Source organism: Agreia sp. PsM10 (assembly GCF_030433855.1).
GTDB lineage: Bacteria > Actinomycetota > Actinomycetes > Actinomycetales > Microbacteriaceae > Agreia.
On sequence record NZ_JARUXC010000011.1, the window covers coordinates 75,025 to 91,837 of the forward strand.

Annotated in this window: 13 protein-coding genes; 9 read left to right on the top strand and 4 right to left on the bottom strand. The window is 69.0% G+C overall.

The genetic code is table 11. From position 1 onward, the window contains the following. Nucleotides 1-19 precede the first annotated feature (19 nt). Nucleotides 20-928, bottom strand: coding sequence for a hypothetical protein (locus tag QCD70_RS13985; protein WP_301217302.1), 909 nt, complete (start codon nt 926-928; stop codon nt 20-22). A 154-nt stretch (nt 929-1,082) separates the two neighbouring features. Here QCD70_RS13985 and QCD70_RS13990 point away from each other — a divergent pair, with 154 nt between their 5' ends. From QCD70_RS13990 to QCD70_RS14000, 3 genes are all read left to right on the top strand, one after another. After that, on the top strand, nt 1,083-2,645 hold the full coding sequence (locus tag QCD70_RS13990; protein ID WP_301217304.1) for a helix-turn-helix transcriptional regulator: 1,563 nt from the start codon (nt 1,083-1,085) through the stop codon (nt 2,643-2,645). A gap of 42 nt (nt 2,646-2,687) precedes the next feature. Beyond that, nucleotides 2,688-3,857 (top strand): SGNH/GDSL hydrolase family protein, encoded by a 1,170-nt coding sequence (locus QCD70_RS13995; protein WP_301217306.1) that lies wholly within the window; start codon nt 2,688-2,690, stop codon nt 3,855-3,857. Between the two features lie 209 nt (nt 3,858-4,066). After that, on the top strand, nt 4,067-4,510 hold the full coding sequence (locus tag QCD70_RS14000) for an SseB family protein (RefSeq protein WP_301217308.1): 444 nt from the start codon (nt 4,067-4,069) through the stop codon (nt 4,508-4,510). A gap of 96 nt (nt 4,511-4,606) precedes the next feature. On the opposite strand, the gene QCD70_RS14005 is transcribed toward QCD70_RS14000, so the two are convergent. Both QCD70_RS14005 and QCD70_RS14010 read right to left on the bottom strand, forming a co-directional pair. Beyond that, entirely contained in the window at nt 4,607-5,440 is an 834-nt protein-coding gene (locus QCD70_RS14005) for an SGNH/GDSL hydrolase family protein (RefSeq protein ID WP_301217310.1), read from the bottom strand. Nucleotides 5,441-5,462: 22 nt separating this feature from the next. After that, the gene (locus tag QCD70_RS14010) at nt 5,463-6,152 is read right to left on the bottom strand and encodes an endonuclease/exonuclease/phosphatase family protein (protein WP_301217312.1); all 690 of its coding nucleotides are present in this window, start codon (nt 6,150-6,152) and stop codon (nt 5,463-5,465) included. Between the two features lie 146 nt (nt 6,153-6,298). On the opposite strand from QCD70_RS14010, the gene QCD70_RS14015 reads away from it, so the two are divergent. Then, a complete protein-coding gene (locus QCD70_RS14015; protein WP_301217314.1) occupies nt 6,299-7,315 on the top strand; it encodes an LLM class flavin-dependent oxidoreductase in 1,017 nt (338 codons plus the stop codon). 8 nt (nt 7,316-7,323) lie between these two features. Beyond that, a complete protein-coding gene (locus QCD70_RS14020) occupies nt 7,324-7,806 on the top strand; it encodes a GNAT family N-acetyltransferase (protein WP_301217316.1) in 483 nt (160 codons plus the stop codon). Between the two features lie 30 nt (nt 7,807-7,836). Here the strand turns inward: QCD70_RS14020 and QCD70_RS14025 are convergent, their stop codons facing one another. Then, on the bottom strand, nt 7,837-8,388 hold the full coding sequence (locus QCD70_RS14025) for a dihydrofolate reductase family protein (RefSeq protein ID WP_301217318.1): 552 nt from the start codon (nt 8,386-8,388) through the stop codon (nt 7,837-7,839). A gap of 404 nt (nt 8,389-8,792) precedes the next feature. On the opposite strand from QCD70_RS14025, the gene QCD70_RS14030 reads away from it, so the two are divergent. From QCD70_RS14030 to QCD70_RS14045, 4 genes are all read left to right on the top strand, one after another. After that, on the top strand, nt 8,793-10,880 hold the full coding sequence (locus tag QCD70_RS14030; protein ID WP_301217320.1) for an Hsp70 family protein: 2,088 nt from the start codon (nt 8,793-8,795) through the stop codon (nt 10,878-10,880). A 3-nt stretch (nt 10,881-10,883) separates the two neighbouring features. After that, entirely contained in the window at nt 10,884-13,514 is a 2,631-nt protein-coding gene (locus QCD70_RS14035) for a LuxR C-terminal-related transcriptional regulator (RefSeq protein WP_301217322.1), read from the top strand. 177 nt (nt 13,515-13,691) lie between these two features. Then, nucleotides 13,692-14,774, top strand: a complete 1,083-nt coding sequence (locus tag QCD70_RS14040) for an IniB N-terminal domain-containing protein (RefSeq protein WP_301217324.1) — start codon at nt 13,692-13,694, stop codon at nt 14,772-14,774. A 137-nt stretch (nt 14,775-14,911) separates the two neighbouring features. Continuing rightward, nucleotides 14,912-16,813, top strand: a complete 1,902-nt coding sequence (locus QCD70_RS14045) for a dynamin family protein (RefSeq protein ID WP_301217326.1) — start codon at nt 14,912-14,914, stop codon at nt 16,811-16,813.

A 16,813-nucleotide genomic window follows, 5' to 3' on the forward strand; every position in this document is an offset into this window, starting at 1 on the left:
TGTTTCACCCCCGACGCGGTCATCCGAGCCCATCGAGCTTCTCCTGGGCCTGCTTCGCCCGCCGAGCAGCGCGCACATGATCGCGATCCGCAGACTTCTTCTCGCGATTCGCGAGCTGGGTCTCGTGGTACACCTCGGCCAGGTCGGCTTCGACACCCCGAAGCTGCTCCTCGATCTCCGCCCTCTCCGCCTCGAGCTCCGTGCGACGCTCCGCGAGCCCGTCGAGCGCCTCGTCGACCTCCGCGACCCGGGCCCGCGCGACCGCGACGTCGTCGACGGCCTGCCAGGCCAGGTCCTCGGCCTGCTTGCGCTCACGGGCCGCCGCCTCGGTGGCGGCCTCGGATGCGTTCGCCCGCCTCGACCGCGCACGGCCCGTCGTTCGGCCGACAGCGTCGAGCACTCCATCCGCAGGCAGGGCCTCGGCGCCCGCGAGCGCCACCGGCTCCCACCCCGAGACGGTGAGACCGCGCACCAGAAGCCCGCCGCGCACCGCGGCCGCGGCATCCTCGTCTGTCATCGCCGCCTGCAGCGTCTGACCGACCTCGATGAGCGCGGAGCCGCTCAGCACGACCCCCTCCCGCACGGCCAGTTCGCGCGCCCGCGACGATGCGTCGGCCACGAGCCGCTGGCGGTCGGCGCCGAGCGAGCGCATCTCGACAGGGTCGAGGGCGGTCTGCGCCTCGCGCTGGCGCCGGCCGAGATCGAGCAGGCGGTCGAAGAGCTCTGCATCGTCGCGGGCCAGCGCGGTCACGGCCCAGGCGGTCGGGGATGCCCTGGGCAACCGTTTCAGCATGGGCGCGAGCGCGCGCAGGGCGGGGTTCTTCGACGCCTCCGACGCCGCCTCGTTGCGGGCCGCCGTGAATTGCGACGGCGGCAGTTCGTACAGTGATCGAGCGATCGCCCGCAGGTCGTTCTGGCCATCGGTCATGATCCATCATCGCAACCGGGCGGAGTTCAGGCGAGCGCCCTGCGCCGAAGGATCATCCACCTGTGAGGCTCATGAGACACTTGTGAACAGTCGGATCATCCGGCGAGACGTATCCCCCCGCGTTTCTGATCCTGGTACTGCCATCAACGAGAATTTGAGCGACCCCGACTCCGACGAGAGCACCGGCGTGCCATCCGACGAGTCCTTCCTTTCTCCCGAGGCTCTGCCTGCGGCCGTGGCAGAAGCGGCGCGAACGAACGGATGGCGTGCCGGCCTCGCCGTGCAGTCCGCCCACTGGGATCACTTCGTCACCAGCCACCCCGAGGCCCTTCTCGCCTCGATCAGAAGCCTGCCGGGCGAGGCTTTCGTCGAGATTCCCAGCCTGCTCGTCGCCGTCAACTACCTCCAGCACGTCATCAGCGGCGACGATCCCCGCCGGTTCCACGACATCGCGCTCGCCGAGGGCGGCCGTGCCGACGACGAGTCCGAGCCGCTCGACGTCATGATCAACTCGGCGGGGCGCACCGCCGGATATCGAACGAGCGGACGGCTGGCCGACGCCGTGCGAGCGGCCCGGCAGGGTCGTCGCATCCTCAATGAGGTCACGGCCGCCGAGCGAGCGGAACGGCAGATGGAGCTGCCTCATCTGCTGCTGCAGTGGGGGCGCTCGTTCGAGGTGGCCGAGGTCGGCGGTGTGCTCGAGTACGAAGAGGCGTGGGAGCTCTCGAATCTGACGGGCCAGCCCCTGATCGCGCGACGAGCAGCGGCATCGCTGGCCTGGCTGCACGCCGCCGACGGTCGCCTCAACGAGGCGGAGTCGTGGATTGCCCGAGGTCGACAGATCACGACGATCGGATCGAGATACGACGCCCCGCTCCACCTGGCCGCGGCCCTGGTCGCGATCGATCGACTCGACACCGATTCGATCCCCGGGCACCTGGCCGACCTGTCGACGGTTCCGATCGGCGAGTACTGGGCGGCCGAAACGTGGGTCAGGGCCTGGGCCGCCCGCACCGAACCCGACATCGTTCAGGTCGAGACCCTTCTCGAGGCGCAGCGGATGAGTCAGCCGGAGGCCTTGCGGCGCAGTGGCGCCTTCTCGCGATATCTGGCTGCCGCCTACGAGAGGCTGGCGACGATTCGAGGCAGGAACACGACGCCTGTCGAGCGCCACTCGGATGCGTCGGCCTTCGCCCACCTCATGTCCGCCTTGGCCGCGTACCGCGCCGGCTCGATGCACGCCGCCCTCGACGAGGCGGCCAGCGCACTTCAGGAGGATCGCGGCCCTCGGCTGCAGTCTGCGGCCAAACTCCTCGCCGCCGCGGCCCGGCTCAGCCTCGGTCGATCCGACGCGGCGGCCACGTCGTTCACGACGGCTCACGCGATCATCGAGATCGAGCGGCTCTACAGCAGCTACTCGATCATCGCTCCGGCCCACCTGCACGAACTCTCCGCGTCGACAGGGCTCCCCGTTCATGTGCCGACGGACTCGACCGACCTGACGGCGACGAGCGGTGCAACCCTCGCGTCGCTCTCCCGACGGGAACGCCAGGTGCTGATCCATCTCGCATCCGACCTCTCACTGCAGGCGATCGCCGACACTCTTTTCGTGAGCAAGAACACCGTCAAGACGACGACGAGCAGTCTCTATCGAAAGCTGGGCGTCAATTCGAGGCAGGCCGCCGCCGACATCGCGCAGCGGGCGGGTATCGCCTAGATCGTTACAGCCCGTAGTATGTGCGCAAGGGGGACTCCACCAATGACGTCACACATCACTTCCGGGCACACGCGCGCCCGCTTCATCAGCGCCGCCATCATCGCCGTGGGCCTGGCAGCAGGATCGATGCTCACGGCTTCTGTCGCCACCGCGGCACCCGCACCCGGCGTGCCCGAGGTGACGGCAGGCCTCGACTACGTCGCTCTCGGAGACTCGTACTCGGCCGGCCTCGGTTTGGCGCCCGCCACCGGCCTGCCCGTGCCGCAGTGCGGCCAGAGCGCGGTCGACTTCCCCCACCGGCTGGCCACGGCCTACGGTCTCTCGCTCACCGATGTCTCCTGCTCTGGAGCGACGACCGACGACGTATCCGTCACCTCGCAGTACGCCGGGGTCGGCCCCCAGATCACCGCCCTCTCCGCCGACACCGACATCGTGACGGTCACCATCGGCGGCAACGACCTCGGTTTCCAGCAGATCGCCGCGTCGTGTCTCGCGGCCGGCCCCGACGGCCCGCTGGTCTTCGCCAATCCGCCGGCACAGAACTGCGTCAGCCTCTACAACGCGCAGGTCGACCTCCTGGCCGCCAAGATCGCAACGCAGGTCGCCCCCGATCTCGCCATCACCTACGCGGCGATCGCCGCCGCAGCCCCGAACGCCGAGGTCTTCGTCGTAGGGTATCCCGGGCTGTTCCCCGACACGATTCCCGAAGGCGGATGCTTCACCGACGCCTTCAGCACGCCGAACTCGTTCCCCTTCACCACCATCGACACCGCCTACCTGCGCTCGACGGAGCAGAAGCTCGATGCCGCCATCCAGGCCTCTGCGGCGAATGCCGGGTTCACCTATGTGCCGACCTTCGCCGGCAGCGCCGGTCACAGCGCCTGCGCCGCCGCGGGAACGCCGTACATCAACGGCGTGACCCTCAGCGAGACCGGCGCAGAAGCGGCGTCGCTGCACCCGAACCCCCTGGGCGAGACCTTCCTGACCGACTCCGTCAGCCTCGCCTTCGACGCCGCGTTCCCCGCCGTGGTGCCGACTGTCGCCCCGACCACCGATCCGGTCGCATCCGGCCCCGCCACGATCGCGCCGAAGCCCGCGCTGGCCAACACGGGCCTGGATGCCGGGCCCCTCGTCGGAGGATTGGCCCTGGCCCTGCTGCTGGTCGGCGGCGGCTTCGCCGTGAGGGTGCGGCGCACCGCAGCGTCTCGCTGACAGCAGCATCGCGCGGATGGACTAGCCGCGCGAGGACCGATGTCGTATTACAGGTGATTTCGGTGGCCGAGCGGCGTGTCCATGTGTCGAGCGGCGGCGTGTCTCGAGTTCACCCTGTTGAACGGTCGTGGTCTCGATACGGCTGCAGGCGGCCTACTCGACCGGCGCAGAACGGGGCTTCGCCGACCCTGCCTCGATAGGCTTGACCGGTGACAGACTCCGCCGGCACATCCGACTTCGACGCCCGCCTCGCGGCCGACCCCGTACACAACGAGCTCGAGCAGTCGCTGCTCGACGGCATCCGGGGCGAGGTGCGGCAGACGGTCTTCATCTCGGCCTTTCTCACGACCCCGGTTCATGCCCTGAGCCGCACCGAGGCATCCGACGACGCGTCGCAGGCCTTCAGTCCCCTGGTTCTCAGCACGACCGATGGGGCACCCATGCTGCCGCTCTTCACCGACCTCGGCCGCGTGCCGGCCGAGTATCTCGAGGTCGCGCCGCATCCGGTCACGCTCACCGGCGGACGCTTCGTGGCGAGCGTCGCCGACGAGGTGGGCATCGTGGTGAACCCGGGCCACCCGATCGGGTTCGAGCTGTCGCCCGGGGCGCTGGCCGCGATCCGGCGCGACTTCGCGGAGTCGCAGCAGGGTTAGGCGGTCGCCGACTCGCATCCGCGCCCGTTCGGTCTATCTGCGCCCGGTCGTGCAGTAGCGGATGCGCCGAACCGGAGCGGATAGTCTCCGACAGGCTCAGGGAACGGGCGTCAGCTGGCCGAGGCGTCCGGCCAGGATGCCGGGCAGCTGCGCGAGCACCTCGTTCGCCTGCCGCGTCGCACCCTCGATGTTCGCGTGCTTGCCGTCGTCCGAGGTGCCCGCCTGCCACCCGCCGCCCGCCTCCGCGACAGGCGTGTAGACATCCAGAATCGCGATGCCGTCGGCACGAGCCGCCCCGGCGAGCAGCAGATTGAGCTCGATCACCTCGGCGCCGACCTCGCTCGACGGCGGCACGAGAACCGCGATCGGCGTCGATCCGCGGTCGCGCACGCCCGCCCACAGGCTCTGGATGTCCGACGCGGCCCGGGCGGGCGAACTCCCGGCGAGCAGGTCGTTGGTTCCGGCCTGCACGAGCACGTAGCCGTTCTGCGCGGCGGCGGCGGCCTCGTCGAGACCGGATGCGATGGTGTCGGCCACCGCGCCGGGTTGCGACGCGAAGGCCCCCATCGAGACGCCCTCGATCGCGTTCGCCTCGACAGTCTGCCGCCACCAGGATGCGGCGAAGTAGGCGTGCGAGTCGCTGAGCACCGACACCGGAATGGCGGGCTGCGGGGTGGGTGCAGCATCCGCCGTCGGAGATACCGTCGGAGAGGGCGTTGGAATGCTCGGCACCGAGCCCACGACCAGCGGCCGTTCGCCCGGCCCGGTGAATCCGGCCTGAAGAGCCGTGCCCACGGCAGGCCACAGCGCGACCAGGGCCGCGATCACGACGGTGCGCCAGAGCGACCCCCGGGCAACGCGCTGCGATGTCCGGCGGGCCGCTGCTCGAGTGCCCGGCGGGCGGCGTGGTTCGCCGAATGAGGCGCTCACGGCCGAAGGGGTGGGTCTGCGACTAGTCGCCGACGACCCCGGCCATGTCGTACTCGGCCTTCACCAGAATGGGCAGGTGGTCGGAGTCGCCCTGCGGAAGCGTCTTGACCTCGTCGATGCGGAACCCGTTCGAGGTGACGAAGTCGAAGTGGCCGCGCACCCACTTGTAGCGAAGGTAGGTCACGCTGTCGCTCAGCGAGAGCTCGTAGCCCGAGTCCTTGATGCCGGCGCGCAGCTTGTTCTGGAACAGCGGGTAGTTGAAGTCGCCCACCATGAGGATGGGAATGTCGACGCCGATGCGCTGCAGCTCCTCGTGGGCCGCGGTGATCTGGGTTCGACGCAGAGAATTGGATGCCGTGAGCGGCGCGGCGTGGAACGACGCGGCGACGAACGAGCGGTCGGTCTCGCTGTCGTGCAGGCGTGCACCGAGCAGGCGCTGGGTGCCGGGAGACATGACCCTGTCGTGCATGGACTTTTTGAGGGTGAAGGTGGTGCTGTCTTCGACGGAGAAGCGCTCGGCGCGATAGTAGAGCGCGAGACCGAGCCGGTTCTCGGTGGTGGCGTGCGACATGGTGAGGTGCCCCATGGTCGCCGGAAGCGATGCCGTGTCGGCCTCTTGAACACAGAAGATGTCGGCATCGAAATCATCGGTGAGGGCTGCGAGTTCGCCGCTGGCACTGTTGTTCCGCAGGTTGTAACTCAAAACGCGCATTCCGGGTGGTCCTCTCGCAGGTCTGCTAGACGACAGACTATTCGTGACCGGCTGGGATTTGGATCGGTTGCGGCTGTGCCTTTTATTGTTTACGTCCTCTTAATGCGCCCGTTCGAATGGAATATCTGGCCGTTTCATGCGTTCACATGAACATGAAGAAAATCGGGTTCCTCTCCTTCGGTCACTGGCAGCCGATCCCCGGATCGCTCACGCGGACCGCAGCCGACGCGCACCTGCAGATGATCGAGCTGGCGGTGGCGGCCGAGGAGATCGGCGTCGACGGCGCGTACATGCGTGTGCACCACTTCGCCCGGCAGTTCGCATCGCCGTTTCCGCTGCTCTCGGCCATGGCCGCCCGCACCTCGACGATCGAACTCGGCACGGGCGTGATCGACATGCGTTATGAGAACCCCCTCTACATGGCCGAGGAGGCCGCGACCGCTGACCTCATCTCGGGCGGCAGACTGCAGCTCGGCGTGAGCCGGGGATCACCCGAGACCGCACTCCGCGGCTCCGAGTCGTTCGGTTTCGTTCCGCAAGACGGCACGACGGATGCCGATCTCGCCCGGGCGCACACCGAACTGTTCCGCGCGGCCATCACCGATGCCGGCGTGGCCATGAGCAACCCGCAGATGACGGGCGTGAGCCAGCCCCTCGGCATCCTGCCCCAGTCGCCGGGTCTGGCCGACCGCATCTGGTGGGGATCGGGCACACGGGCGACCGCCGTGTCGACGGCCGAGCAGGGCATGAACCTGATGAGCTCGACCCTTCTCTCGGAGGACACGGGCGTGCCGTTCGGCGATCTCCAGGCCGAGCAGATCGCGCTGTACCGCGCAGCCTGGAAGGACGCCGGCTGGGAACGCGAGCCGCGCGTATCGGTAAGCCGCAGCATCCTGCCGATCACCACCGACCAGGACCGCGCCTACTTCGGCGACATGACCCGCGACCGCGAAGACCAGGTGGGCTACCTCGACAACGGGATCGCCCGCTTCGGAAAGAGCTACGTGGGTGAGCCCGATGCGATCGTGAAGGAGCTGCTCGACGACGCTGCCGTTCGCGACGCCGACACCGTGCTCGTCACGATCCCGAACCAGCTGGGCGTCGACTACAACGCCCACCTGCTCGAGACGATCGTGAAGCACATCCTGCCCGAACTGGGCTAGGGGCGGCGTTGGCCGACAAACCGGATCCGGTCGTCATCCGCGACGGCGAGGTGCCCGACGACATCGAACGCTGTGCCGACATCTGGGTACGAGCGATCAGGTTCCGGGATGGCACGGTCGACGCACAGGCGATGGCGCAGAGGGTGCGATCCGCGTTCGACAACCCGATCGTGCGGTTCGCCGTGGCCACCTCGCCTCGAAGCGGGTTCGCCCTGGTCGAATCCGGCCGGTCGAACCCGACAGAAGCCCTGTTGCGCTTTCTCGCCGTCGACCCCGATGCGAGCGAAATCGGTGTCGGCACAGCCTTGCTCGACGATGCCGTGGAACGGGCACGACTCGGCGGATGTCAGAGCATTTCGCTCGAGGTGCGCACGACCAACGCCCGCGCCATCGCCCTGTACACCCGCAGGGGTTTCGAACCGTTCGGCGAGAGCATGCCTCACCCGCTCGGCGGCGATCCCATGCAGTCGTACCGTCTCGCGCTCGGCTGAGGTCCCGGCTTCTGCAGGGTCATCGAGTCGTCAGCGGCGCACCGCGTAGCGCAGGTAGGCGACTCCCGACTCGAATGATCGGGTCTCGAGCAGCTCGAGGTCGCGCCGCTGCCCGTCGCGGGCGAAGAACGGCAGCCCTCCCCCGACGAGCACCGGGAACACCCTCACGTAGTACTCATCGATGAGTCTCAGCGCGGCGGCTTCGGCGGCGAGGGTGGCGCCGCCGATCGCGATGTCGCCCTCATCCGGCTCTGATCGCAGGCGCTCGATCTCGTCTGCAAGGCCACCGGATGCGAGGCGGGTGTTGCCCTGCACGTTCGACAGCGTCGTGGAGAAGACCACCTTCGGCAGGGCATTCCAGCGCGTGACCCACTCGCGACGCGGCGCAGGGAGCGTGTCGATGTCGACGGTGTCCCAGTAGAGCATCGTCTCGTAGAGGCGCCGCCCCATGAGGTGCACTCCGACATCCCGAATCTCGCGGAGCGCGATGTCGAAGACCTCGTCGCTCAGGCCGGGCCAGGAGAAGTCTCCGTCGGGCCCCTCGACGAAGCCGTCGACAGACACGCTCATGGAATAGGTCACTCGGCGCACGATGCCTCCCGCTCCCTCACGTCGCTAGGTTCTGCGCCCGATGCTACGCCGCCGCCCGCAGACGCAGAAGTGCCCACTGCGGACTGAAGGTACCGGTGTGCCGGTACCTCTTGTCCGCAGGGGGAACTCCTGCGGCGACGCAAGCCGGCGTTCGCCCAATCCTCTGACGGCCGGGCTCCGAATACGACCCGTGTGCCGTGCCTGCACATGCCCCCGTGGGCCGGTGCGGCACACGCCACGGGAAAGCGTCGAAGCCTGAGAACAGCCCACTAGGGGTTTCGGCTTTCACCTCACCTCAATAAATGAGTGATTACCCCCCTATTGTTTCTCCCCCATTGGGGTGATACTGACTCTCGCAGGGGATCAACGAAGATTGCTCACGTTTGGGGACAAGAATGTTTTACGCGCTAGGCATCGACATCGGCACGAGCTTCACAGCCGCTGCCGTTGTGCAGATCGATGCAGAAGGCGAGGTCCGAGCGGAAACCCTGCCACTCGGAACCCGCGGTCCGACTGTTCCATCCGTCATCTTCCTCGGCGACGACGGCCGTGTGCTCGTCGGCGAAGCCGCTGAACGACGCGCCGCCTCACACCCCCTCAGGCTCGTGCGCGAGTTCAAGCGCCGCATCGGCGATGCCATCCCGCTCGTCGTCGAGCAGCTCTCGGTCTCGGCCGAGGACATCTTCGCCACCGTCGCCCGCTGGGTCGTCGACCGTGCCGAGGAGCGCGAGGGCACGCATCCGGCAATCGTGTGCATCTCGCACCCGGCCAACTGGGGGTCGTACAAGACCGAGCTCGTTCGCGAGGCGCTGGCCGGGGTCGGCCTGGCCGACGTCGTGCTCGTAAGTGAGCCCGAGGCCGCCGCGCTGCATTACGCAGCCCGAGAGCGGGTGGATGCCGGCAGTTCGATCGCCGTCTACGACCTCGGCGGGGGCACGTTCGACATCGCCGTGCTGCGCAAGGCCGCCGCGGATGTGTTCGAGGTGGTCGGCGCTCCCGCGGGCATCGACCGGCTGGGCGGCGCCGACTTCGACGAGGCCGTCTTCCGGCACGTCACCGCCGGTCTCGGAGAGGAGTATGCGGCGCTCGACACCACAGATCCCGCGGTGCTCGTGGCCCTGGGCCGACTGCGCCGCGAGTGCATCGAGGCGAAGGAGAACCTGTCGTTCGACTCGCAGACGAGCATTCCCGTGCTCCTGCCCGGACTCAGCACGCAGGTGCGTCTCGTGCGCGACGAATTCGAGGAGCTCATCGAGCGCCCGGTGCGGCACACCGTCGCCTTCCTGAGCCGCACGCTCGCCGATGCGCACATCGAGACGTCGAGCCTCTCGAGCATCGTGCTCATCGGCGGCTCGTCGCGGATTCCCCTGATCAGCGAGCTCCTCTCCGCCGAGTTCGACCTGCCGATCGCCGTCGATGCCGATCCCAAGGCGGCCATCTCGCTCGGCGCCGCAGCGGCCGCCGCGTCGGCGTTCGCCGTCCGCGCGGCCACCCCCGTCGACGACGCGGCCACGGCCGAGGCAGCGCATGTGGTCTCCGGCCCGACCGTCGCCGCAGCGATCGCGGTCGGGTCCGTCAGCATCGCCGAGCGATCGGATGCCGTCGCCGGCTCCTCGGGGCGCGGCCCGTCGCATCCGCATTTCGCCTCGAAAAGCCCGGCCGTCGAAGCGGTGCCGACGCTCGAGCCGGTCGCCGCGATCGGCCGACGCTCGCCCCTGTCACGCACGAGCGTGCGCATCACGATCGCCGCTGCAGCGGCCGGCGTGGTCGTCGTGCTGGCCGGCACCGCGCCGAACACGTCGTTCGAGACGCTGGCCTCGGCCGCCGACGCGCTTTCGCCCATGAGCGCCATCGAGCGAACGGTGGATGCCGTCACCGGCTCCCCGAAGACGGCGACCGGCGAGGCGACAGCGGGCGAGAGCGAGAGCGACGTGCCCGGGGCCGGGGCCGGGGCGTCCGACGACGACACCCCGTGGTTCGCCCCCAAGAGCACCGACGTCAAGAAGCCGGCCTCGTCGAAGTCGGGATCGTCGGACGCTCCGTCCGGCGGCTCCGAGCCCGGCACATCCGGTTCGCCCGCGGGCACGCCGAGCACGGCCGCCCCGGCCGGCACCACCCCCGCGACCACGGCGCCCGCGGTCAACTCCGAGACTCCTGTCACTCCCGTCGACCCGACACCGGTGGACCCCACCCCGGTCGACCCGACTCCCGTGGATCCGACACCCGTCGACCCCACGCCCGTGGACCCCGCCCCTGTCGACCCCACGCCCGTGGACCCCACCCCTGTCGACCCCACGCCCGTCGACCCGACACCGGTCGACCCCACGCCCGACCCCGAGCCCGTCGCCGACCCCCCGGCCGACCCCGAGCCGGAACCGGCGCCCGCACCCGAATCGACCGGCGACACCGGAACGCCCGATGCGACGCTGCTCGCGGAGCCGGCCGTACCCGCACCTGATCCCTCGGAACAGGGCGGGGAGTGATCGATGTACTCGCGCACCCCGGGTGCGCTTCCTACACTCGCCGACACCGGCACAACGGCGCCATCCCTGCTCGCTGAGATCCAGGCGGATCCGCAGAGCCCCGTCGTCGTCGGCATCGCCGGCGTCGGCGGGTCGGGAAAACGGGTGCTGCTCGACGAGATCGAAGCGCTCTACCGAGCGGCCGGCGTGCCGGTGGTGAGAGGAACGATTCCCTCCGCCGGCCTGCCGCGGCCGGGTTTTCGCGCCGTGCTCGTCGACGACGCGCAGACGCACCCCGACGCCGAGCTCGCCGTGCTCCTCGACCTCGTGCTGCGCGGCGACGTCACGGTGATCGCGAGCTTCCGACCCTGGCCCCGCTCCACCATGATGCTGCGCCTGATCCGGGCCCTGGAGAACGATCGCCCCGCCATCGCGCTGGGCGCGCTCACCCACGGCGAGATAGCGGAGCGGCTCCGGGATGCCGCCGCTCGCCCGGTTCCGCTCGAGTTCGTGGAGCGGGTCTCGCAGCTCACCGGCTCGCGTCCCTGGCTCGTGCAGCACGTCATCGAGACGATCCGCGACAGCACCCCCAGCGTCTTCCGCGAACCGACGATGCCCACCGATGTCGCTGAGCGCATCGGCTCGGAGATAGCCCTCCTTGATCAGCCTCTCCGCGAGCTCCTGCTGGCCCTGGCCGTGGGATTCGATGCGACCGGAGACCTCGTCGAGGCTCTGCAGCTCGATGCCGACACCGTGCGGCAGCTGTTGAACCGTGCCATGGCCGACGGACTCCTGCTGTCGTCGGGCGAGCCCGTTCCCTTGATTCGTCATGCCGTGATGAGCACGAGCCCGACGCCCCGGGTGCGCGACTTCCAGAGCATCCTCGTCGACTCGATCACCCGTGCGGGACTTCCCCTCGACACGGTCGCCGGCAAACTCGTGCACGACGGCATGCACGATTCGCGGGTCAACAGCGCGCTCGAGGACGCCGCCGACAAGGCCCTCCGCACCGACCCGTCCATCGCTGCGAGACTCTACGAGCAGTCGAAGGAAGGCGGCGCCGACGACCGTGCCACCGGTGCTCGGCGGGCGCAGGCTGCGGTCGCCCTCGGCGATCTCGACGAGGGCGGTCGAATCGTCGACGAGCTTCTCGCGCTCGACGACCCGCCCGATCTGCCGCGTGCCGCCGACGTGGCCGCGAGCATCTGGGCGCAGCGAGGCATGATGGAGCGCAGCGCCGAGATCTACCGCTGGATAGGACCGGACACCCCGGGCATCTCGGCCTCGCTCGGGGCGATCACGATGATCGCATCCGGAGACCGGCCGGGCGCGGACGCGATGTTCGCGGCCGTCGAGTCGCCCGCGTCGCCCACTCTCCTACGGGTGTCGACGAACCTGCTCGGTTCGGGCATCCGGCGCACCCTCGACGACGACGACCGCACGGCCCTCGCCACGCTCGTTCGCGCCTCCGACATGATGACGGCGTCACGTTCCGCGGTGCCGCTTCCGGATGTTCCGGCGGCGTTGGCCGCGCTCGTCGCGTTGCACGGCGGCGATCTCGACATCGCCGCCTCGGTGCTCGACGACGCCCTCGTGGGAGAACAGTGCGGGCACGCGGCCCAGCCGCGCCTGATCCTCCTCCGTGCCTGGGTCTCGATGCAGTCCGACCAGCTGCAGGAGAGTCGTGATCTTCTGGCGGTGGCCCTGGGCTGGGAGGGCGAGCTGTCTCCCCGGGAGGAACTCCTCGCCCGCGCACTCGAGATCGGGCTGGCCCGCCGCTCCGACGACCCGCTCGCGCTCACCCAGGCGTGGCGCGCCTCGCGAACGGTGCTGTTGCACACCCAGGTCGACCTCTTCAGCCTGCTGCCCCTGGGCGAGATGCTGATCGCGGGTGCGCGCCTGCACGATTCGCAGCGGCTCGAGAACCAGCTGTCCGAGGCCTGGTCGCTGCTCGAGCGGCTCGGCCGCCCGGCGCTCTGGTCTGTTCCGCTGCACTGGGCTGCGGTGCAGGCGGCGATCCTGATGGAGAAGCCCGCAGACCTGGCGCCGCACGGCGCCGCGCTCGTGCGCCTCGCGCCGCACAGCCACCTCGCCGCGACGATGGCGTCGGCCGGCAAGGTCTGGATCTCCGTCCTCGCCGGCGACGTGAACACCGCCCAGGTCGAGGCCAACGCCCGCGCGCTCGCCTCGATCGGATTCACCTGGGACGGATCGCGTCTGGCCGGTCACGCGGCGCCCCGCGCGGCCGAGCGCAAGGACATGGCCAGACTGCTCGCAACGGCGCGCGACCTGCGGGCGAGCGGAAGCGCCGTGGCGAGCCCCCTGGTCGCCGATCCGAAGCCCGACACGGGCGGCACGAGCGAGTCGCCTGACCCGGCCACGCCCGCGGCCGGCGGCCGTCCGACGCGCGCCGACACACGCATCCGGTCGCACAACGAGAGGCACGCCTCGGGACTGAGCGCCCGCGAGCGCGAGGTGGGCAGACTCGTGCTCGAAGGCAAGACCTACCGCGAGATCGGCGAGACGATCTTCATCTCCGCGCGCACCGCAGAGCACCACATCGCCCGCATCCGCCGCCAGCTCGGGGCGACCAACCGGGCCGACCTCCTGATGCAGCTGCGCATCGCCTTAGGTGACGACGAGGCCGGGCGATGAGAACCCCCTCCCCCCTCGGCACCCCGAACACGATTCCCCCATACGGATCGCTCGGAGCAGGGGGAAGCGCCCCGATGATGCCGGCAGGGGCCCGAATCTACGGTTGACCCATCGCACCGGTTCGGGGCGGTGACCTCAATCCACATCCCATGAAGAACTCCAATGGAGGAGCCTGAAATGCCTACAATCACCACGACCCTGCTCGACTTCCTGATGAGCCTGTTCCAGAACCCCGAAGCGGCCGCCGACTTCGACGCAGACCCCGAGGGCGCGCTCTCGGCAGCCGGCCTCTCCAGCGTCTGCACCGATGACGTCGCCGCCGTCCTGCCCTCCGTTCTCGACCACGCCGGAGTGACCGCGGTCGCCGGCGCCGGTGGAGGCGTCGCCTGGGCCAAGGCAGCGGCCGGTGCCGGCGGACACGGCGGTGGCGGACACGGCGGTGGCGGCGGAAACGGTGGCGGCGGCAACGGCGGCGGCTGGGCCGACGACCACGCGCACGCCGTTCAGCAGATCACCACGATCGCCAACAGCTACTCGTACACGTCGATCGACGACAGCGACACGCTCACCGACACGTCGGTCCACTCCAACGTCTGGGCCCTCGGAGACGTCGACCAGGTGTTCGACAACGACGCCATCGTGGCCTCGGGCGACTACGCGGTCGCCGCCGGAGACGACGCCGACGTCGACAACTCCGACGACCACTCGACGAACATCCTCGCCGGCGACGACGTGAACATCGGCAACACCGACACGGACATCGACATCGAGGACTCGTTCAACGACGACCACTCGACCGACATCGACATCGAGGACGCGTTCAACGACGACCACTCCGACAACAGCGACAACAGCGACAACTCGCTCAATGTCGGAGACGTCGATGTCGATCTCGACAACTCGGTCGACAGCTCGGTGGACAACTCGATCAACGTCGACGACGTGGATGTCGATGTCGACGTCGACAACTCGGTCGACGCATCGGTCGACAACTCGATCAACGTCGAAGACGTCGCGGTCGAGGTCGACAACTCGGTCGACGCGTCCGTCGACAACTCGATCGAGGTCGACGACATCGAGGTCGACGCCTCCGTCGACGCATCGGTCGACGCGTCTGTCGACAACTCGATCGAGGACTCGTTCACCGTCGAGGACTCGTTCACCGTCGACGACTCGCTCAACGGCAACGGCTCCGGCAACGGAAACGTGATCGCCGATGACATCACCGTCGAGGTCGTCGACGACGTCCTGCTCCCGTAGCAGGGCACGCACCATCCGCAACTGAACACACTGCAATCGCTGCACAGCGGCCCGGCAGGAGACTCAGACCCCCGTCTCCTGCCGGGCCAGCGGCGTGATCATCGACCGGGGGGCGGCAGTTTTTGGGAGCAGAACACATGCCCGGACTCATCGATCTCGTGGCCCAGGCCGCGACACTGGCGGGAGAGTCCTCGAGGCCAGACCTCGAGAAGCGGCTCGAGCAGACCCGCAGCCGACTGCTCGACCCGACCATTCGCGTGATCGTCGTCGGCGAGTTCAAGCAGGGCAAGAGCCAGTTCGTGAACGCGCTGGTGAACGCCCCCGTGTGTCCCGTCGACGACGACATCGCCACCTCCGTTCCCACGGCGATCCGGCATGGCGACGTTCCGTCGGCCAGCATCCTTCTCACACCGGATGCGCAGGACACCCCTTCGGCTGGAGCGGCGCTCGATGAGAACACGGGTCTCGAGCGTCGCCCCATCGAGATCGACCAGCTCGCGAGCTACGTCTCCGAGCGGGGCAACCCGGGAAACCGCCATCGGCTCGTCAGCGCGGACGTGCAGCTGCCCCGCGCGGTCCTGACCCGAGGTCTCGTCGTCGTCGACTCCCCCGGCGTCGGCGGCCTCGACTCCGCCCATTCGCTCACCACGATGACAGCGTTGCCCACCGCCGACGCGATGCTGCTCGTCACCGATGCGTCGCAGGAGCTGACGGAACCCGAGGTGCAGTTCCTGCGCCAGGCTCTGCGGGTCTCGCCGAACGTGGCCTGCCTCGTGACCAAGACCGACCTGTACCCCGACTGGCGCCGGGTCGTCGAGCTCGACCGGGCGCACCTCGACCAGGTGCGCGCAGACATCCCGGTCTTCCCCCTCTCATCCGAGCTGCGGCTGCATGCCGCGCGTCTGGGCGATGCCGAGCTCAACGCCGAATCGGGCTTCCCTCCCCTCGTCGCCTACCTCCGGCAGCAGATCGTCGGGCAGGCGGAGCGCATCCAGGCCCGTTCGGTGGCACACGACGTGCTGTCGACGGCCGAACACCTGCGGCTCACCCTGCAATCCGAACTGAGCGCCCTGCTCGACCCCGAGGGAACACCGCAGCTCCTGGCCGAACTCGAGGTCGCCAAGGAGGCGGCCACCGAGCTGCGCCGCAAGTCGTCGCGCTGGCAGATCACGCTGAACGACGGCATCACCGACCTCATCTCCGACATGGAGCACGACCTGCGCGACCGCATGCGCACGATCATGCGCGAGGCCGAGGAGTCGATCGACGAGGGCGACCCCGCCCCGATCTGGGAGCAGATGATCGACTGGCTGGAGCAGCGCGTCGCGGCCGCCATCTCCGACACCTTCGTGTGGACGAACGAGCGCTCCGTCTGGCTCGCCGCCCTGGTGGCCGAGCACTTCTCGCGCGATGAGGTGCCTCTGCCCGTGCTCCACGTCGACAACACCGACGACGTGCTCGAGTCCGTCGAGCTCGTGCCGATGCTCGATCCGGGCCACGTCACCGCCATCCAGAAGGTGCTCATCGGCATGCGCGGATCGTACGGCGGAGTGCTGATGTTCGGACTGCTCACCGGCATCATCGGCCTGTCGCTCATCAACCCGTTCTCGATCGCCGCCGGAGTGCTCATCGGCGGAAAGGCGTACAGAGACGACAAGACCACCCGGTTGAAGAAGCGTCAGGCCGAGGCGAAGGCACTCGTGCGACGCCAGGTCGACGACGTGGTCTTCCAGGTCGGCAAACAGCTCAAAGACCGGATGCGGCTGGTGCAGCGGGCGACCCGCGATCACTTCACCGACATCGCCGAGGAGAACCTCAAGTCGATCGCGGACTCCGTGCTCGCCGCGCAGAAGGCCGCAGCGAGTTTCACCTCCGAGCGCGAGGCCCGCGTCGCGCATCTGCGGAGGGAGCTCAAGCGGGTCGAAGATCTGACCGCCCGCGCGGTGTCGGTGCAGGATGCCGCGACGGCGCCGGTCGCATCGGCTCCCGTGCGGACCGCGGCCCGGCAGACGGCATCCGCCCCGGCGCCGGTCATCTGA